This is a genomic window from Bifidobacterium sp. FKU (genome assembly GCF_026016385.1).
GTDB lineage: Bacteria > Actinomycetota > Actinomycetes > Actinomycetales > Bifidobacteriaceae > Bifidobacterium > Bifidobacterium infantis.
This window is the reverse complement of the sequence record NZ_CP092888.1, coordinates 2,118,608-2,138,059: the sequence shown is the minus strand read 5'-3', so window position 1 is coordinate 2,138,059 and position 19,452 is coordinate 2,118,608. Positions and strand designations below refer to the sequence as shown.

The following is a 19,452-nucleotide window of genomic DNA, read 5'->3' as shown; positions in this document are numbered from 1 at the left end:
GGAGTAGGCGTATGACGTCGCATGGTGATCGTGCCGCGGAAGCACGGAGAACGGGACTGCCCGACTGCGGCCGCGATGTGTCTGGTCGCTTCGTCGTGAAGGCCGGTCTTCGTTTCGGGAGCGCCGGCACCGCGCAGCGTATTTCCCTCCCGCTGCCGATGGTGCCGTCTTTCCGACATGTCATCCACTGCCTCCATGCCGGGCGACATTCCCTCCATGATCCCAGTGGCGTATATCCCAGTCGTCCGGCGTCATCGTGGGCGTCAAGGACACATGCAGTCAGGTCCTCAGAGTCCACGATGACGTCGGCCATTACCGTGCGACATGTTGTCGCCACATGTTTTGAAAACCGCAATGCAAAGGAGCACTCATGACCAGCACCGGCCGCTTCACGCTACCCAGTGAAGAGAATTTCGCCGAAAAGACCAAGGAACTCGCCGAATTGTGGGGTGCGGACGCCATCCGCAACTCCGACGGCACGCATCTGGACGAGGCAGTGCTCGCTCTCGGGAAGAAGATCTACAGCGCCTACTTCCCGACCCGCGCCCACAACGAGTGGATCACCCTGCACATGGACGAGACCCCGCAGGTCTACCTGCTGACCGCCCGTATCCTGGCCGAGTCCAACGCGGTGGATGTGCCGCTGATGGACGGCTTCTTCGAGGAACAGCTCAAGCCTAACCGCGACGCCGACCCGCATAAGTACTGGGAGGTTGTGGACCGCACCACGGGCGAGGTCGTGGACCCGTCCGGCTGGACGCTCGACCCGGGCGAGGACACCGTGCACGTGACCGCGGCCGTGCCGATGCACGAATACACGGTGAGCTTCCTGGCCTACATCATCTGGGACCCGGTCGAGATGTACAACCATCTGACCAACGACTGGGGCGACAAGGAACACGAGATCCCGTTCGACATCTATCATCCGGCCACCCGCAAGTTCGTGTTCGACACGTTCGAGCAGTGGCTTAAGGACAGCCCGCAGACCGATGTGGTGCGATTCACCACGTTCTTCTACCAGTTCACGCTCCTGTTCGATGAGAAGCGCCGCGAAAAGGTCGTCGACTGGTTCGGTTGCGCCTGCACCGTAAGCCCGCGTGCGCTAGATGATTTCGAAGCCAAGTACGGCTACCGCCTGCGCCCGGAGGACTTCGTGGACGGCGGTGCCTACAACTCCGCATGGCGTGTGCCCAGAAAGGCCCAGCGCGACTGGATAGACTTCCTCTCCGGCTTCGTGCGCGAAAACGTCAAGCAGCTCGCCGACATGTCCCACGCCGCCGGCAAAGAGGCGATGATGTTCCTCGGCGACCAGTGGATCGGCACCGAACCGTACAAGGATGGATTCGACGAGCTTGGCCTGGACGCCGTGGTCGGATCCATCGGCGACGGCACCACCACCCGCATGATCGCCGATATTCCGGGCGTCAGGTACACCGAAGGCCGCTTCCTGCCGTACTTCTTCCCCGACACGTTCTACGAGGGCAACGATCCGAGCATCGAAGGCCTCGACAACTGGCGCAAGGCCCGCCGCGCGATCCTGCGCTCGCCGATCGGCCGCATGGGCTACGGCGGCTACCTCTCCCTGGCCGCCAAGTTCCCGAAGTTCGTGGACACGGTGACCCACATCGCCAACGAGTTCCGCGACATCCATGACCGCACCGGCGGAGTGGCCGCCGAAGGCGAGCTCAACGTGGCGATCCTGAATTCCTGGGGCAAGATGCGCTCCTGGATGGCGTTCACCGTGGCGCACGCCCTGCCCAACAAGCAGACCTATTCCTACTACGGCATCCTGGAGTCGCTGTCCGGCATGCGCGTGAACGTGCGGTTCATCAGTTTCGATGACGTGCTCGAGCATGGCATCGATAGCGATATCGACGTAATCATCAACGGAGGCCCGGTCGACACCGCATTCACCGGCGGCGACGTGTGGACCAACCCGAAGCTCGTGGAAACCGTGCGCGCCTGGGTGCGTGGCGGCGGCGCGTTCGTGGGCGTGGGCGAGCCGAGTTCGGCGCCGCGTTTCCAGTCGGGTCGTTTCTTCCAATTGGCCGATGTGCTTGGCGTGGACGAGGAACGCTATCAAACCCTCTCCGTGGACAAGTACTTCCCGCCGGTGGTGCCGGACCACTTCATCACCGCCGACGTGCCGGTCGACCCGGCGGCCCGTGAGGCATGGGAACAGGCCGGTTACCGCACCCCGCTGAGCGGCTGCGGCGGTGGCCAATCCATCAAGCCGTTGGGAGGCATCGATTTCGGCGAACCCGTGCTCAACACGTACCCGGTCAACGAGAACGTGACCCTGCTGCGCGCGGACGGCGGTCAGGTGCAGCTCGCGACCAACGACTACGGCAAGGGCCGCGGCGTGTACATCTCCGGACTGCCTTATTCGGCGGCCAACGCCCGACTGCTGGAACGCGTGTTGTTCTATGCCTCCCACAACGAAGACAAGTACGCGGCATGGAGTTCATCCAACCCGGAATGCGAGGTCGCGCACTTCCCCGCACAGGGCCTGTACTGCGTGATCAACAACACCGATCAGCCGCAGAAGACCACGGTGACTTTGGCCGACGGCACCACCGAGGACTTCGACCTGCCTGACAGCGGTATCGCCTGGCGTGAAGCCTGATCCCGCGTTTTGGAGAACGGACTCATCATGACCGAAAGCAATGAAGTTCTATTCGGCATCGCCTCGCATTTTGCGCTGGAAGGTGCCGTGACCGGCATCGAACCTTACGGAGACGGCCATATCAACACCACCTATCTGGTGACCACGGACGGCCCCCGCTACATCCTCCAGCAGATGAACACCAGTATCTTCCCCGATACGGTGAATCTGATGCGCAATGTCGAACTGGTCACCTCCGCCCTCAAAGCCAAGGGCAAGGAGACGCTGGACATCGTGCGCACCACCTCCGGCGACACCTGGGCCGAGATTGATGGCGGCGCATGGCGCGTCTACCGGTTCATCGAACACACCATGTCATACAACCTCGTGCCGAACCCGGACGTGTTCCGTGAGGCCGGCCGCGCATTTGGCGACTTCCAGAACTTCCTGTCTGAATTCGACGCCAGCCAGCTGACCGAAACCATCGCCCACTTCCACGACACCCCGCATCGTTTCGAGGACTTCAAGGCCGCCCTCGCCGCGGACAAGTTCGGCCGCGCCGCCGCATGCCAGCCGGAAATCGACTTCTATCTGAGCCACGCCGACCAGTATGCCGTCGTGATGGATGGGCTCAGGGACGGTTCGATTCCGCTGCGCGTGACCCACAACGACACCAAACTCAACAACATCCTCATGGATGCCACCACCGGCAAGGCCCGTGCGATCATCGACCTCGACACCATCATGCCGGGGTCCATGCTCTTCGACTTCGGCGATTCCATCCGTTTCGGCGCGTCCACGGCCTTGGAGGATGAGCGGGATCTGGACAAGGTGCATTTCAGCACCGACCTGTTCCGCGCCTATACGGAAGGTTTCGTGGGCGAACTGCGTGGCAGCGTCACCGAGCGTGAGGCCGAGCTGCTGCCTTTCAGCGGCAATCTGCTCACCATGGAATGCGGCATGCGGTTCCTTGCCGACTACCTGGAAGGCGACGTCTACTTCGCCACCAAGTACCCCGAGCATAACCTGGTGCGCTCCCGCACCCAGATCAAGCTCGTGAGGGAGATGGAGCAGCGAGCCGATGAGACCCGCGCCATCGTGGCCGACGTCATGGAGACGACCAAGTGAGCTCCCGGCAGATGCATCATGTCCGAGCCCGCGTTGCGGAGGGAGTGCGATGAACGATCGGTTGACCACGGTGTACGCAAGCATCGACGCGCTGATCGACTATGCGCTCGCCCACCTTGACCTCGATCCCCGCAACGCGGACTGGGCGCGGAATCGGATTTTCGCCCTGTTCGACCTGGATTCCTATCCCGGTGCCGAAGCGACCTCGTGTCGTCCGTGCCGCGGTGAGGAGGACTGTTGCGCACAGGGGCCCGAGGGGTCTGTCGGTCGCGCCCGCATCGTTCCCGACGCCTTGCTCTCCGCTTTTCGCGCCGCGGCGGTGGATTGCGGCTTGTTCGAAGCGCAGGAGGGCCCGATGTACGCCGACATCGTCATGGGGCTGCTCTGCGCCAGTCCCGCCGACCTTGACGACCGGTTCCGGCTTGTCGAGCATCGGGACGGCGGCATGGCCGCGATGCAATGGTTCTACGACTACTGCGTGGCCAACAACTACGTCAAGCGCGCCCAACTCGACCGAAATCCGCGGTTCGATTCGCATGGCCTGACGGTGACCATCAACCTCGCCAAGCCCGAATTCAAGAACATGAAGAAGGCGGCGGCGGGCAACGCCGTGGCCGGCGGGTATCCGAAATGCACGATCTGCCATGAGAACGAGGGTTTTGCGGGACGCGACAAGCGCACCCTGCGCACCCTGCCGGTCACGCTCGGCGGGGAACCGTGGTTCTGGCAGTTCTCGCCTTACGGATATTTCGACCAGCACGGCATTTGCGTGAATGCCGATCACACGCCGATGCACGTGGATCGTGACACGTTCGGCCACCTGCTCGACTTCGTGGACCGCTTCCCCGGATACTTCCTCGGATGCAACGCCGCGCTGCCTCGCATCGGCGGCTCGGTGCTCGCCCATGACCACTACCAGGGCGGCGGTGAACTGCTCCCGATGCACAAGGCCGCCACCTGGTCCGCCTTCACGCTCGCCGACTATCCGGACGCCGTGGTTGAAATCCTTGACTGGCCCGGCACCGCCGTGCGCGTGGTGTCGAAAAACCGCCAGAGCATCATCGATGTATCCGACATCATCCGCGAGGCATGGGTCGGCTATGACGACGCGGCGAACGGCATCGCCAGCCATGACGCGGACGGCAACCGCCAATCCGCCCTCTCGCCCAGCGCAATCATCACCGAACGCGGCTATGAGATGAGTCTCATCTTCCGCAACAATGCGATCAGCGACGAGTATCCGGAAGGTATCTTCCATGCACACCCCGAATACTGGCCGGTCAAGCAGGAACCAATCGGACTGATCGAGGCTCAAGGCCTGTTCATCCTGCCCGGACGGCTCGTCGACCAGCTCGGCATCGTCGAGGAGGCGCTCGCCGAAGGCCGCGACCTGCCCGATGAAGTCAGCGAATTCAGTCTCGAATGGGGCGAACTCGCTGAAACATTGGCCGGAAACCGCGACCGCGAGGCCATTCGCCAAGCCATACACGACGAGCTCGGCAGCGTCTGCTACCGCATCCTCGGCAACACGGCCGTGTTCAAGCGGAAAACCGCCACGCGGGCCTTTCTTGAGGGGCTTGGCTTCGTCGCTAGGTAAAACCGGCGTGGTGAAGTAAGCTCAATACTGAAGGAAAACCGAAGGCAAGTCCTTCCAAAGGAGGAAACATGACCACTGTCCTGGTTACGGGCGGCGCCGGATTCATCGCCACCCACACCGACATCGAACTGCTCAACAAGGGCTACGACGTTATTTCCGTAGACAACTACGGCAACTCGTCTCCTGTGGCGCTTGAGCGCGTCGAGCAGATCACCGGCAAGCCGGTCAAGCGTTATGATGGTGACGTGCGCGATGAGGCGCTTATGGAACGCGTCTTTACCGAAAACAACATCGACTGGGTCATTCACTTCGCCGGTCTCAAGGCCGTGGGCGAGTCCGTGGCCAAGCCGATCGAATACTACGACAACAACCTGTACTCCACGCTTGTGCTGCTGAAGACGATGAGGAAGCACAACGTCAAGAAGATCATCTTCTCCTCCTCCGCCACCGTGTACGGCACGCCGAAGGAACTGCCGATTACCGAGGAGACGCCGACCGGCGGCACCACCAACCCGTACGGCACCTCCAAGCTGTTCCAGGAGCAGATTCTGCGCGACGTACATGTGGCCGATCCGTCCTGGACCATCGTGCTGTTGCGTTACTTCAACCCGGTCGGCGCACACGAGTCCGGTCTGCTGGGCGAAGACCCGAAGGGTATTCCGGCGAATCTCACCCCGTACGTGGCCAAGGTCGCGGTCGGCGAGCTCAAGGAAGTCCAGGTCTACGGCGACGACTACGACACGCCCGACGGCACTGGTGTGCGTGACTACATCCACGTGGTCGACCTGGCCAAGGGTCACGTGGCCGTCATTGACCACATCGACAAGGAAGGCGTGTTCGTCTACAACCTGGGTACCGGCCACGGCTACTCCGTGCTTGAGGTTATCAAGGCCTACGAGAAGGCCGCCGGCCATCCGATTCCGTACACGATCAAGCCGCGTCGCCCCGGTGACATCGCCGCATGCTACGCCGACGCTTCCAAGGCGGAGAAGGAGCTTGGCTGGAAGGCCGAGCTGACCATCGACGACATGGCCTCCTCCTCCCTCAACTGGCAGACCAAGAACCCCAACGGTTTCCGCGACGCGGAGTGATATGAGCAGATGAGCTCCCTCTGATGAGGGAGCTCATCTGTCGTTTATCACACAATGCGCCTATCGGCGGCCCAGCGGGTGAGCTCGGTGCGATTCGAAAGCTGAAGCTTTCGCAGCACCGAGCTCACGTGCGTTTCGACCGTCTTGATCGAAATGAACAGTTCGGCCGCCACCTCTTTATACGTGTAACCACGCGCGATCAGCCGCATGACCTCCTGCTCGCGGGCGGACAGCCGGTCCAGCTCCTCATCATGAGCCCGTGCCGCACCATCAGCGCCGCCATCAGACCCCGCCGCCGGCACACCCTGGAAGGCCGAAAGCACAAAACCGGCCAGTTTCGGCGAGAACACGGCATAGCCCTCATGCACCTGCTTGATGGATGAAATCAAATCAGCGCCGGTAATCGTCTTGGTCACATAGCCCTGGGCACCGGCACGAATCACCGCCCCCACATCCTGCGGCGCATCCGAAACCGACAACGCCAGAAACACGGTAGTGGGGGAGTAGGGGCGTGATTTGGCGAGGATCTCGGCACCGCCGCCACCCTCGCCGCCGGGCACATGCACATCCAGCAACACCACCTGCGGCTTGGTCTGTGCGATCATCGCCACCGAACCGGGCACGTCCGCCGCTTGGCCGACGATATCGAAGGAATCGCGCAATGTGGCGATTACGCCCGCACGGAACATCTCATGGTCATCGACCACGGCCACACGAATCTTGGCTGTCTCGTTCTCGCTCATCGATGTTCTCCCTGCGCCGCTTTCAGCGCGATCGGCATATGCATTCTGACCTCGGTGCCCCAGCCGGCTCTGGACACTATCTCCACTGTACCGCCGCGCCGTTTGATGCGGCCGATAATCGATTCGCGGATGCCCAGCCGGTCGGGCGGAATGGCGTCCATATCGAAGCCTTCGCCATGGTCGCGCACGAACACTTCAACCATCGTGTCGCTGGCCTCGCAATACAAAGACACCGGCTCGCCGCCATGCGTGACCGCATTGACCAACGCCTGACGGGTGGCGTCCAGCAGCGCATCGGTCTGGGCGCTCGGCCGCGCGTCGCCCACGGTGACCACCTCAATCGGCTTGCCGTGCTCGTCCTCCACTTCGGCGGCGATCTGCTTCAATCCGGCTCCCACCGAACGATCCGATGTGGAACGTTCCTGATACAGCCACTCGCGCAGCTCGCGCTCTTGGCTACGCGCCAGGGCGAATACGGTGGTCGATTCCTCGGAGTGCAGCTGAATCAGCGCCAACGTTTGCAGCACGCCATCATGCAGATGGGCGGTCATGTCCGCGCGCTCCTCTTCGCGCTCCTTCAATGCCTGCTCGTGGGTGAGCCGTTGCAGCATCGCGTTCGCCCACGGCATCACCGCCACCACGATACCGACGATCATCATGAATCCGCTGGCAACAATGCGTCGAGGAGAGGCGCCCCACCCAGGAATGCTGACATTATGCACATACAATGCCCATCCCATGAAAATCAGTGCGATGCCGCCCAACATAGACAACAGCTGCGTGCCTCGCGGACTAAGATTCATCCATGCCAGTGCGATGCCGCCCAACCCTACCAGCAGCGGAAGCACAATCTGGACATCCGCACCGGTGCTGGTGAGCAACAGTCCAGTGGCCATCAACGCGAAACCGGCCAATGCCACGACGGCCGGTTTCGGAGCACGTTGGATGGCCTCGGACAATGATTCCGGTGCGGCAGCCGATTCGTCGTCATGGGCGGCAAGTGACTGATTGCCTCGCGCAAGCGGCGCCTGATCAACGGGCACTGTGCGAGCTGCAGCCGTCACCGGGTCTCCGGCGGGCATGAACACCCACAGGAATACATAAGCGATGATGCCTGCGCCGTAGAGGAAGGTCAGTGCGATGAACGCAATCCGAATCCATGCCACGCCGATGCCCAAGTGCAGGGCGATGCCCTTGCACACACCGGTGAGCCAACGGCCCTGCCGGGGGCGCATCAACGGCATGCGCGCAGGCAGCAATGGTTCGGGAGATGACGTCATACTCCTATTGTGCCGCGCTCAGGGCGTTGCGGCCGGGGTTTTACCCGGTGTTCAGGGAACAATCAGGGTGTTCCCCGAGCGTTGTGGCAGTGGTCGGGCGGTGTAATGGAATCATGAGCAATCCAAACGCGAATCCGTATCAGCCACAGCCGCAGCCTGGTCCGCAAAAAAACAAGACATCGCGACGCTTCTTCACTTGGGTGCGATCCAGTGGACTGGTTCGCGGCGACGACCGGTGGATCGGCGGCGTATGCAGCGGCATCGCTTTACGGCTTGGCTGGAGCCCCACACTAGTACGTGCTTTGGTGATTGTATGTACATTGTTCTTCGGTTTTGGCGCAGCTCTGTACGCACTCGGCTGGTTTCTGATGCCGGATGTACGCGATGGGCACATCTTGGCCGAGGACCTCATTGCCGGCCAATGGGACTGGAATTGTCTTGGATGCTTCCTGTTCCTCGCCGTGGCAATCGTGATTCCAGGTGCGGGGTGGGTTTGTATTGCGCTCGCCGCCTTAGCGCTTTGGTTGTTAGCCAAGAGCGGCATTCGCCAGCAGGAAGGGTACGGATTCAGGGCATCTGCGACGCGACCGGTTTCACAGCCTGTGTCATATCCAGCTCCACAGCCTGTCTCATATCCAGCCGCGCAACCGGTCCCTCAATCTCCTTTGTATTCAGCTCCGCAACCTGTTTCACAACCTGTTTCACGAACCGAGACTAGTGTTTCACAGCCTGTTTCACAGCCTTTCTATCAGTCGGTGCCCGGCGCGGTTCCCAGCGTGATGCCCAGCACAGTACCCAACGGGCCGCTTGCCCCCGACCGTATGAACGCGACGGCCTATGCCCCCACCGAGTCCAAGCGCCGCAAGCCGGCGGGCCCAATCGTGGTCTTGAGCATACTGGGCCTTACCTTCCTCTCCTTTGCCGGTCTGATGGGACTGATTTGGGTAAACGACATGGGCATTATCGGCATTATGCGTCTGAGCACCATCTGGATTGCCGCAGTATGCATAGTGATGGGGCTGGTGGTCATCATTCTCGGATTCAAAGGACGGCGTACCGGTGGTCTGATTCCTCTCGGACTGGTTGCCGGTGGATGCGCGCTCTGCATGACCATCGTTTCAGGCACGTCTGGCGTGTACTACCGTGATTTTGGTGCCAGCGGCATCAATACTGTTGTTTCACTGAGCCAATCTGTCAGTGCGAGAAACAGCGATGGCATGAACGATGTGCAAAAGGATGGCATCTTCGTTGCCGATGCCAGCGATGCCACGTTCGAAACATTGCAGCAAGGTGTGGCGTTCAGCGGTGAAAACTACAACACCGATCAGGCGATCATTGATTGGTCCGATTGGGGCAAGACACATGGGCCGCACACGGTGAAGATGCTGGATGGCAAAACTTCCATCAGTAATTGCCCGGTCGGTACCATCACCATAGCCGCAACACAGGCGCAAGTGCATATCGTTCTGCCGGATTCCTGCACTTACGCCTTCGGCACCGCCGACTCCTACTCCACTTCGAGTGGCGTTGGCGGCAAATACGAGATGGTATACAACAACTACATGGGTCTAAGCTTTGGTTTCTTCGAAGCTGAAAGCGCCACCAATCCCATGAATGGGCCTGATTACGAATGGTTGGATAAGGAATCCGCCATGCCGGACAACGGCCCAGAACTAAAAATCAATATTCCCTATGCGGTGGAAGCACGCGTCAACGTGGTGTACGCCTCCGATTGGGGAGGCTCCACGTTCCAGCCGCTTGCCGATATATACGACGGCAACAGTACAAGCAAGAACACAACCGAACAATCGGAATGATCAAGCCGTTACAACCAGGAGATGGAATCATGACTGATGAAACCAAGGAATTCGCCTCCATCGAGGATGCGACACCGACCACGGCCATACCTTCAGAAACCGACGCGACCACCGCGACAACAACCATGGTGACCGTCGATGACCGAACCGATACCACGGTGCTGCCATCCGCAGCTGATGATGACGAAACGTCTGTGCTGCCCGTCACCGACAATCATGCGGATGCGTCGGTCTCGGATGCGGATACGCAGGCGACAACTGCCTCTCCATCGCCCATCGAACCATCCACAGATCGGATTGCCCTGGAAACAGTTGCCGATGCCGTGGAGGGGGATGGTGGGCCGATTCCATCTGCCGATGATGTACCGATGTACGCAGCATCTTCAGCGCAACCTTCCTATGAGCAGTCTCAGACCGCCGGCAAACCATGCCAGTCTGGGGGGAGCGCCAAGAACGTCCAGAATGCTAAGGATGTCAAGAGTGCCAAGAACATCCAGAAACAGAGCATCAGCGCGCCTACTGTGGTATTCGGACTATTAGGCGTGATTATCGGCGTGATCGCGCTGGTTTTCGGGTACATATCTCCGGATCGGATGATTTCGCTGTTCTCGCCGAATCCGCAATTGCTGACGGCTATTATCTGCGCCGTAGTGGGACTTATTCTGGTAATAGTGGCCGTTGTATGGGCCATAGTCGGTGCCGTCAAGAAGAGAAAATAGCGTTACAACCATTGCATTACGGTCCCAGTAGAATCACATTATGACGGGAGCCGACCGTTCTATGCTGATGGGGGAGGCATAGTAACTATGAAACGGATTTCGGCGCGGCGGGTAGCGAGCGTCATCGCCACCGCGATGGCGATGACGCTGGTATTCGCCACACTTGGCTGGGCGATGATGCCGCAATGGAACACACGGCCCTACACCAAGCACATCGTTATCGCTTCTGCCGACACCACCATCACCCCTGCCCATGCGAACATTCCCCACGAGGGGCGATATCGTACGCGTGAAACCCGACTATCCATCAAGACCGGCGATGGCGTCACGCTACCCGCCGTACTACGTGAACCGGTCGACGCTCCCGGGCCACGCCCGGCTTGTCTGTTCATTCACGGGTCCGGTACCAGCGGTGCCGAGGATTTCGGCGATATCGCCAACGCCATGGCCTCTGCCGGTATCGTGACCTTGGTGCCGGCCAAGCGCAACGACAACTACACCGTGCTGCATCGCGACTACCCGCGTTTTGCTCGCGACTACGGGCGTTCGCTCGACGTGTTGCGTGGCATAAGCGGCGTGGACCCCGCCAAAACCGGCATCTACGCCGAATCCGAAGACACCTGGATTGCCACGATTCTAACCTCGAAACGGCAAGACATTGCCTTTGCCATACTTACATCCGCACCGGTGTTCAATGGACGTGAGCAAATGGCCATGGCTGTCAGCGCCTATACGCATGAGGCCGGCGCGCCCAAGCCCGTGGTCAAAGACATGGCCAAATTGATGTCGCTGGACTACGCGCCATTCGATCTAGCCTATGCCGACTTTGATGCCGACCGGTATCTGAAATCCCTCACCATGCCGGTGCTGGTGAACTACGGCACCTACGATACGGCCATGCCCATCGAACAGGGGGCGCAGCGGATCATCGCCACGGCCAACAAGTCCGGCAACGAGAACGTCACCGTACGCTATTTTGCCGGCAACCATCAGATGCGGGCTGGTGAGGGCTTATTCACCCCGAACCTGCCATTGGCCGAAGGCTATACGCAAGCGCTGGAAAATTGGGTGAACGGTGTGACTGCCGGAACCAAAGCCGATGGATGGGCAACGCCCCAAGTCGCCGGTGCGACACCTCACCAGCGCTTCGCCGCGCCGCAACGTACCAGATCCGGTATCGTCGGCTCGCTCGGCGTGCTGGCCGGTCTGATGGTGGCAGGGCCCGTGCTGATCGTGATGGCGGCGATATTGGGTATTGGCTTGACTGTGTTTTCTTGGCTACAGACGTTGCTGGCCGGGCGACGTAGTGTGGCGACTGTGCGTGCCATGCATGCGACGCCGAGTGAGCTGGGGGTCGCCCCGCGGCTCATGTTGCACGGCATTGCCGGCTTATCTGCCGGTATCGGCACAGCGGTGATGGTGATTACTGGGCTGTTGTACGGCTATATGAGCGCCGTAGGCGTATCGGCTGTATTGGTTATGCCTCAACCGCGGCTGTTTGCCGTCGGATGGGTGGTGCTGCGAATAGCGACCATGCTGTTGGTGGTGCTGTTTGCGTGGGAAATGGAACGTGTCTGGTATTGCCGCGCCGATATCGTCGGTGTACGGCGCGTCATATGCGTGATGGTAGCGCTCGGCACTCTCACCACACTGATGACACTGGCATTCTGGGGCCTATTCTCACTGTAATTCTGCCGATGTGTGCCGGTCAATGGGGCCTGGCGGGCAAGCTGCGTTGGTGGTCTGGGTGTGGGGTGATCGGCAGATTGCGTTGGCCTGGGTGTGGCCGGCCGGCGTACATCAGTCGGGGTGTCCGGTACACAGTGAATGGCTGAGTATTACGCTTGGGAGGCTTCGGCCTCCTCCAAGGTGTCGAAACCGCCGAGCTGGACCGTGTGCAACAAGGTTTCCTCAGTGATATTGCGTTGCAGGCTGGCTGCGGCCCGCTCGCCAATCATCGCTTCGTAACGTTCGAAGGTCTGGTCGGAATACGTACCAAGCTCGCCGCGCAGATAGGTTTCGAATGAGGTGGCAGATGGTGTGTCGTCGGTGGTGGTGAGTACGCGCATCGCCTCGCCGAGCTTGGGGTAGCGCTCGCGGAAATCCTTGGCCCAGGCGACCTGCTGGGCGATGACCTGTTCCTGACGGGCCACGCGCTCTTCAGAGAGACGCGGAATATACGGCTCTATGTTCTTCGTGAAATCTTCCGGCGCGGTGGAGGCCATCATGCGGCCGTATTTTTCGGTCACGAGGTTGCGGCCCACGTGGTCGGCCGCATCAAGATCAGCGGCATAGCTGGTGAGTAATGGCCGTTCCCATGTGAGGAACTGGGCCAACCGCATCTGGTGGAACACCGGCCAGTTGCCTTGGCATGCCGCGCGTCCACCCTCATTGTTGGTGCGCTGGAACTGATCCCATTCATGGCGCACAATAGCCTCGCGCAGTTCATCATCAGTCAGTTCGTTGGTCATCGACGTTCCTTTCACTAATCCTCTGATGAGGGAGATGGCACGGCGAAGCCGTGACAGAGGGAGCTTGAATCTACAAACTTTTAAGCACCGGATCATCAGAGGCGATGTGGTCCTCGACATACGGGCGCTGCCATTCGAGGAAGGTCTCGCCGGACGTGGTCAGGTGTTCGCGTTTGAGTTCCCTGACGATATCCACCGCAATCTGCTCCACAACATCGTTGATTTTCTCGATTGCTGGAGCCGCGCCCTTGCCGCCTTCGCCGAATCCGGCCCCGCCATAGCAGGCTGTCGAACTCAATCGCATCACGGTTTCCAACTGTTCGCCCACGTTCGGCAACAGCGCGAACATCGAGCCAGACAGCTTGCGCAATGCTGCGAACTGCCACTTGTAATACGGCATATAGCCCACCACCATCGGCACGTTAACCAGGAACACCAACGAGGCGGTGGCCTGCACGAACTCGTGGATGGACAGCCATGCGGCCGCGCCGTCGCCGCGCTTCAACGAACGCGGCAGATTATATTGACCGGCCTGGGCGATCATGCCGAGTCGCTTGGAGATCAAGGCAAGCCGCACGTCGTCGGGCATATCCTTGAACCCTTGGCGTGTTTTGGAGAACTGCCCAGTGGGGTCTGCGAATACTTCGCCATTGGTGGCTGCGGCCAGAGTCGATTCAGCCAGCATCAGCCACTCGTGCGGCGCGGTTTGCGCGGGCGCAGTGCGATACCCGGTGATCGACTCAAAGAAGTCGCCGATGCGGAACACGCCGTCACGGCGGTTGGCACCTTGTGCGCGGGGCGTGGTGGGGGAGAACGGTATATCGATAAATGTCACACGGCCTTGCGCGTCCATCGTGAACCCGCGTGGCAGTGCTTCATAATCGGCCTCGAGCTGCTCGCCGATCGCCTCATAATCATCATCGGTAAGCCATAGACAGAAGCGTGGGCCAAAATCATGGTCTTGAGAATAGGCGTCGTCAAAGCCATAGCATTCCGAACCATGCCCCACCAGTCCGGCGGCAATGCGGCCCACGTATTGCGGATACTGTGCCGTAATCATCGGCTTGCCCACCTGTGTCCAGAACGCGCGTGCCAATTTGAGACCGGACACAGCGATTTCGGCAGTGGCATCGGTGTTGGTATTAGTTTCGGTGCTGGTTGCATCGGCGCTGTTCGCTGCATGCACGTCATCGTTACCGATTTGCGCCTCGGCTTCGCGCAGGTTCGCCTCGGTGACGCGATAGTAATCGGTGTCCTTGCCATAGCATTCGGCGATCACCGCCAAAGCGCTGCGGTAATGAGAGGCCGCCTCGCCATATCGGTGTTCGACATACAGCACTTGCGCACAGCCAGCCAATGCGGAGGCATAATGCGCCGAGTGCGTCAGCTTGCCAGTCTCATAGATGGTCAACGCTTTGGTGGCATGGATGTGCGCTTCCTTGAGCTTGCTCTCCTGCAGCAGTACCAGAGCCAGATTGGTGTTCGACGAGGCCACGTCGATGTCGGCATCAGGATTCACGCTCGCCGCCTCAACGATGTGCAACGCCTGCCTGAGCTCGATTTCCGCCTGTGGCAATCGGTTCGTTTCGCTGTACAACATGGAGAGGTTATTATGCAGCGCAGCCAGGCGTCGGTCGTTGGGAGCGAAGTTCTTATTGGCGCAATCCAACGCTTGATGATACAGATCCTCGGCCTGATCGTACCGCTTGGCCGCGCGCATGGCAGTGGCACAATTGATCAGCGTAGTGGCCCAGCTTTCGGTACCCTCAAGCCCCATGTGCAGGGCCAACTCAAGCGCGCGCTGCACGATCCACTGGTTCTCCTTGTGACGGCCTTGCGAGCGGTAGAACCCCATCGTCTCGTTGAGCACGGTCAGCAGTCCGGCTTCGTCTCCGGCGTTTTCCGCGTCGACCGCCGCTTGTTCAAGATACGGGCCCGCCTTTTCTGCGGCGTTGTGGGCGTCGAAGATGGCGTCGAGGCCGTGGAGGAATTCGTTCACGTCAAAGTCATGCAGTTCGTTGCCGCCCTGAGCCGCCGGGCCGTTTTCAGGCGCATCGAAATCATGTGCGTGTTTCGCCTGCATGCCGAGCAGTGCCTGCTCCAGCCGCGCGTCCATCGCATCATCGGCCATACATAATCTCCTTCGTCGTGAGATACCGATTATTGCTAGGTTCCAGCGTACTGTGAACGATTTGGAGACCGCCGATGTGAGTGTCGTTACAGTGTGCGGCGGCTGCCGGAGCTGGTGTATGTGCTTGTCGTTTTCCCCGTTGTCGTCCTCAGTGGAAATAGGCTCAACAGGCATGGAAAAGCCCCACATGCTATGACGTGCGGGGCTATTCCTCGGTATTCAGTTATCGGTTATTGCCGTACCTGTACAGGCGTCGGACAATCGTTCAGCGTTGCTGGCGACGGCGCAGCACGATGGTCACGCCACCGGCGGCGGCGAGCAGGCTGACTGCGGCTAAGATTCCAGCGATGGAAGCACCGGTTCCCGGCAGATCGGTCTTGTTCGGCTTGGCCGTCGGCTTCTTGTCGGCGTTGGGTTTGCCGTTCTGGTTGTTGTTGCCGCCTTGGTTGTTGTTCCCACCTTGTTCGCCGGAACCGTTGGCGTGCTCCTTTTCGGCGGCGGCGATCTCGGCGTCCGTGTAAAGCAGCTGCGGGTTGACGGTGGAGACGGTGCCGCCGAACGTCTTGGCTTCATCGGCGCTCAGCGTCTTGGCCACGGTGAACTCAGACGGCTTGGCGCTGCCGAGCTTGGTCACGCCGAAGTCCACGCCGTTGGCATACAGGCCGAGGGCGATTGGCTTAGGGCCATTCGCGTAGACCGGCAGGTCGAAGGTCAGGGATGCCTTGGTGCCTTCAACGGAGGAGGACTTGAGCTCGATGCCTGCAGGCGAGTCATCGGCCTTGACATCCTTGTGATCGGCAAGGTAGTCGATCAGACCTTGCACGTCCACCGTGCCGGTCAGCTGCGGCTGACCCTGCGCGGTAAAACCGGTGAAGCCGTCGCCGCCGGTCAACAGGAAGGAGTTGCCGGCGACCGTCACGGTGTCGGTGTCCTTGATCTGCTTGCCGTCAACGAACACGTCGGAGACGGTGGCGACCGGTGCCTTGGTGTTGGCGTCCTCGACCAGCGTGTACACGAAGGTCACGTTCGAGGAGATGCCGAGACGGACCACATTGGACTTGCCGTCCTTGATCTGCCACTGCTGGGCGAGCACGTCCTTCAGCTGCTTGCCGGTGAGGGTGACCACGCTGTTATCGTTGCCGAACGGCAACATGCTGTACGCCTCCTTGACGGTGATCTGCTTGTCGCCGTCAAGATCGAGGTTGTCGGTGCGCAGACCGCCCGGATTGATGAAGCCGATGGAGGCCTTCTCGCCCACGGGCGTCTTCTTGGCGGATTCGAGTGCGGCATCGGCGTTCAGCGTGCCGAGCTGGGTTTCGGCGCTCCAGTTGCCCTTGGCGAAATTCGCTGACTTGTCGATGGTGCCGACGACCTTCTTACCAGCCTCGGCGGAATCCGCCTGAGCCTGCTTGTAGACCTTGGCGGCCGGGCCGTTGTCGTCACCCTCGAATCCCTTGGCCGGAGCGGTGCCGTCCTTGTTGGTCACGTACGTCACGTCATACTGGGAGGCGTTCTGCACGGTGACCTTGGAATCCTTGCCGGAACCCTCGATGTACATATCCTGGACAGCTGCATCCTGGCCGTACTTGCCGGCCTCGATGATCGGCGCTCCGGACTTGGTGGTGGTGCCGTACTCGTTGCGGTGGCTGTGGCCTGCGTAGACCAGATCGACGTTAGCGTCCAGACCGTCGCCGTCGGAGGCGATGGTGTCGCCATCCTCATGGATCAGGGCCACGACCGCATCGGCCTCGCCGTTGGACTCATCGCCATCGGACAGCTGGTCGGCCACCTTGTTCACAGCCTGAACCGGGTCGGTCACCGTGACGCCTTGCATCACGCTGGGGGAGACTACGTTCTTCAGATCGGAGGTGATGGCACCGACGAAGGCGACCTTTTTGCCGTTGACGGTCTTGATGGTATACGGCTTGAGACGGTCGGAAGTCAGCGAGCCGCCGGTGATGTTGGCGGCGACCCAGTCGATGCCGTACTTCGGTTCGGCGATGCGGTTGTTGAAGTCTGCAGTGCCCTTGTCGAGCTCATGATTGCCCAAGGCGCTCACACTCAGATCCCATGCCTTTGCCATGTTCAGCGTCGGAGTGTCTTGGAAATAGGAGGATTCGAATGGGGAAGCACCCACGAGGTCTCCGCTGGAGACGAACACGCTGTTGCCTGGGTTGTGCTGCACGGCAAGCTTCTGATAAGCGGCTTCGACCCACTGGCCGGTTTCGATGTGTCCGTGGAAGTCGGTGATGTCGAACACGGTCACTTGCTTGGCGTCCTTACCGGGTTGGCTGGGGTTGCCGGAGCCACCGTTGTCGGAATCCGGGTGGTTGCCCTTGTCGGCGTATTCCTCGCCGATCACGGACGGGGTGGCTGCGCCGGGCTCGACCTTGACGACATCGCCGTTCTCGTTCAACGTCACGGTGGAGCTCAGAGCTGCGGCTAGGTTGATGCGCTGCCATCCGTCGGATGAGGAATCCAGCGGGTAGCCGCCGTCAATCGCGGTCTTGGCGAGGATGGCTTCGCGCTGGTCGCGGTGCAACTTCGGGTACGCGATCTTCAACAAGTCGGCAGAGCCTTCAGGCGCGGTGAATGCGGTGCCGGCGGTGGTCTTGCCGAAACCGTAGGTCAGACGGTTCGTGTAGACGCGCAACGCCGAGGCGCGGTCGGTGACGGGCTCCTTGCTCACGGCATCCACAAAGGCGTTCTGGTAACCGTTGGAGGCGTTCGCGCCAAGGTTGTTCACGCATTCGGTCACAGTCGCGTAATCGGTGTCCTGTTTGGTGGCGTGGCCGTCCGCCACGCACTTGGCTGCCAGATAGGACTGCAGCTGGTCGGATGCCGGCTTGACGTACTTGTCGTAGTAAGTGCCCCAGTAGTAGCCGTTTGCCACTTCGCCGTCGATGCGGCCGCCCATGATGTCGAGCGGATAGTGCACGCCGAGCACGATGCGGTTGTTGCCCGCTTCGGAGGTGCGTGTCAGGATCTCTGGAGCAAGTTGTGGCAGCATGCCTGCCAGAGCCACGCCCCAGGAGTATGCGCCGGTGGTGTGGCCGGACGGGAAGGAACCGGAACCGACCAGCCCGTCGTATTCGGCGGAATGCGCGTTGCCTTGGGCGTCAGTCCAGTCGGGGACGCGCATGATGTTCTCGTTGATGTTCGTGATGTCGTTCTTGCCGCCATTGGTGCGATCCTCGAAAGGACGAGGATGCTGGAAGTGCTTCTTGGCGGTAGAGGTGGAGATTGTATCGTACTTGAAGATGTCCGCGACCTTCTTCAGGCTGCCGTCGGCCAGACCAGCGGAAAAATATTCGCCGAGCACCGGGCCCAGGGAGTCCGGCAAGGTCTCATCGGCGCTCATATCCGCGTCCACCAGAGCGCGCTGCTGCTGTGCGGTAGCGGTCGTGCCGTCTCCGTCTTCGGCGGCGGCGTTGTTGATCTGTTGGATGTAGGCGTCATCGTGATCGAGCACGGTCTTGTTGAGCACCTTGCCGCCAGCGGTTTCGGTGGCCGGCTGCCAGTAGCTGTCATATTCGCCAAGCAGCTGCACAAGATTCGGCTTGGCTGCACGCGTCTGCGGAACGGCTGCATAGCCGGTGACGTCATTCGCGTCGACCGAGGCTTCGTAACGGCCTTCGGTGGTGGCCGCGTACTTGGTTTCACTGAACGCATCCGTGGCGCCGCTGGCGGCGATGCCGCTGATACCGACCGTGGACGCTGCCGGTACGGATTCATCTGCAGAAGCCGTCGTGGTCGCAATCGCAACGCTGGACAGCGTCGCTGCGGCGACGAGTGCGGAGATCATCCTCGCCGTGAACCTGATGGGTTTCACTGTATTCCCTTCCTTTATGAGGCATCAGGAAAGATGCT

General features: G+C 60.6%; 12 protein-coding genes. 7 read left to right on the top strand and 5 right to left on the bottom strand.

Going from position 1 to position 19,452, the window contains the following annotated elements; translation table 11 throughout:
* Positions 1–370: 370 nt before the first annotated feature.
* The 4 genes from gnpA (at position 371) to galE (ending at position 6,421) form a co-directional block, all read left to right on the top strand.
* A complete protein-coding gene (gene gnpA, locus MMB48_RS09645) occupies positions 371–2,626 on the top strand; it encodes a 1,3-beta-galactosyl-N-acetylhexosamine phosphorylase (protein ID WP_032745458.1) in 2,256 nt (751 codons plus the stop codon).
* Between the two features lie 27 nt (positions 2,627–2,653).
* Complete coding sequence (nahK, locus tag MMB48_RS09640; RefSeq protein WP_032745457.1) at positions 2,654–3,733, top strand: N-acetylhexosamine 1-kinase; 1,080 nt, start codon at positions 2,654–2,656, stop codon at positions 3,731–3,733.
* 49 nt (positions 3,734–3,782) lie between these two features.
* Positions 3,783–5,330 (top strand): UDP-glucose--hexose-1-phosphate uridylyltransferase, encoded by a 1,548-nt coding sequence (locus tag MMB48_RS09635; protein WP_032745456.1) that lies wholly within the window; start codon positions 3,783–3,785, stop codon positions 5,328–5,330.
* Positions 5,331–5,398: 68 nt separating this feature from the next.
* On the top strand, positions 5,399–6,421 hold the full coding sequence (gene galE, locus MMB48_RS09630) for a UDP-glucose 4-epimerase GalE (protein WP_032745455.1): 1,023 nt from the start codon (positions 5,399–5,401) through the stop codon (positions 6,419–6,421).
* A gap of 47 nt (positions 6,422–6,468) precedes the next feature.
* Here the strand turns inward: galE and MMB48_RS09625 are convergent, their stop codons facing one another.
* Positions 6,469–7,164, bottom strand: coding sequence for a LuxR C-terminal-related transcriptional regulator (locus tag MMB48_RS09625; protein ID WP_011068769.1), 696 nt, complete (start codon positions 7,162–7,164; stop codon positions 6,469–6,471).
* Positions 7,161–8,444 carry an ATP-binding protein gene (locus MMB48_RS09620; protein ID WP_012578431.1) on the bottom strand — a complete coding sequence of 428 codons (1,284 nt, stop codon included), beginning with the start codon at positions 8,442–8,444 and terminating at the stop codon, positions 7,161–7,163. Before MMB48_RS09620 ends, MMB48_RS09625 begins: the two co-directional genes overlap by 4 nt.
* A gap of 113 nt (positions 8,445–8,557) precedes the next feature.
* On the opposite strand from MMB48_RS09620, the gene MMB48_RS11735 reads away from it, so the two are divergent.
* The 3 genes from MMB48_RS11735 to MMB48_RS09605 all read left to right on the top strand — a co-directional run bounded on the left by MMB48_RS11735 (position 8,558) and on the right by MMB48_RS09605 (position 12,669).
* On the top strand, positions 8,558–10,261 hold the full coding sequence (locus tag MMB48_RS11735; protein WP_168928619.1) for a PspC domain-containing protein: 1,704 nt from the start codon (positions 8,558–8,560) through the stop codon (positions 10,259–10,261).
* A 29-nt stretch (positions 10,262–10,290) separates the two neighbouring features.
* Complete coding sequence (locus tag MMB48_RS09610) at positions 10,291–10,980, top strand: hypothetical protein (protein WP_032745450.1); 690 nt, start codon at positions 10,291–10,293, stop codon at positions 10,978–10,980.
* Positions 10,981–11,067: 87 nt separating this feature from the next.
* Positions 11,068–12,669: an alpha/beta hydrolase family protein gene (locus tag MMB48_RS09605; protein ID WP_032745448.1), complete on the top strand. Its 1,602-nt coding sequence runs from the start codon at positions 11,068–11,070 to the stop codon at positions 12,667–12,669.
* Between the two features lie 149 nt (positions 12,670–12,818).
* Here the strand turns inward: MMB48_RS09605 and MMB48_RS09600 are convergent, their stop codons facing one another.
* The 3 genes from MMB48_RS09600 to MMB48_RS09590 form a co-directional block, all read right to left on the bottom strand.
* A complete protein-coding gene (locus MMB48_RS09600; RefSeq protein ID WP_032745446.1) occupies positions 12,819–13,451 on the bottom strand; it encodes a DUF4125 family protein in 633 nt (210 codons plus the stop codon).
* Positions 13,452–13,521: 70 nt separating this feature from the next.
* On the bottom strand, positions 13,522–15,582 hold the full coding sequence (locus MMB48_RS09595; protein WP_136527168.1) for a DUF4037 domain-containing protein: 2,061 nt from the start codon (positions 15,580–15,582) through the stop codon (positions 13,522–13,524).
* A gap of 265 nt (positions 15,583–15,847) precedes the next feature.
* Entirely contained in the window at positions 15,848–19,414 is a 3,567-nt protein-coding gene (locus MMB48_RS09590) for a 5'-nucleotidase C-terminal domain-containing protein (protein WP_230581296.1), read from the bottom strand.
* Positions 19,415–19,452 lie beyond the last annotated feature (38 nt).

What these genes read in the sequence shown, in the direction of transcription:
- MMB48_RS11735 (WP_168928619.1), top strand. Translation starts at nt 8,558, where the DNA reads ATGAGCAATCCAAACGCGAATCCGTATCAGCCACAGCCGCAGCCTGGT.
- galE (WP_032745455.1), top strand. Translation starts at nt 5,399, where the DNA reads ATGACCACTGTCCTGGTTACGGGCGGCGCCGGATTCATCGCCACCCAC.
- gnpA (WP_032745458.1), top strand. Translation starts at nt 371, where the DNA reads ATGACCAGCACCGGCCGCTTCACGCTACCCAGTGAAGAGAATTTCGCC.
- MMB48_RS09625 (WP_011068769.1), bottom strand. Translation starts at nt 7,164, where the DNA reads ATGAGCGAGAACGAGACAGCCAAGATTCGTGTGGCCGTGGTCGATGAC.
- MMB48_RS09620 (WP_012578431.1), bottom strand. Translation starts at nt 8,444, where the DNA reads ATGACGTCATCTCCCGAACCATTGCTGCCTGCGCGCATGCCGTTGATG.
- nahK (WP_032745457.1), top strand. Translation starts at nt 2,654, where the DNA reads ATGACCGAAAGCAATGAAGTTCTATTCGGCATCGCCTCGCATTTTGCG.
- MMB48_RS09610 (WP_032745450.1), top strand. Translation starts at nt 10,291, where the DNA reads ATGACTGATGAAACCAAGGAATTCGCCTCCATCGAGGATGCGACACCG.
- MMB48_RS09605 (WP_032745448.1), top strand. Translation starts at nt 11,068, where the DNA reads ATGAAACGGATTTCGGCGCGGCGGGTAGCGAGCGTCATCGCCACCGCG.
- MMB48_RS09595 (WP_136527168.1), bottom strand. Translation starts at nt 15,582, where the DNA reads ATGGCCGATGATGCGATGGACGCGCGGCTGGAGCAGGCACTGCTCGGC.
- MMB48_RS09635 (WP_032745456.1), top strand. Translation starts at nt 3,783, where the DNA reads ATGAACGATCGGTTGACCACGGTGTACGCAAGCATCGACGCGCTGATC.
- MMB48_RS09600 (WP_032745446.1), bottom strand. Translation starts at nt 13,451, where the DNA reads ATGACCAACGAACTGACTGATGATGAACTGCGCGAGGCTATTGTGCGC.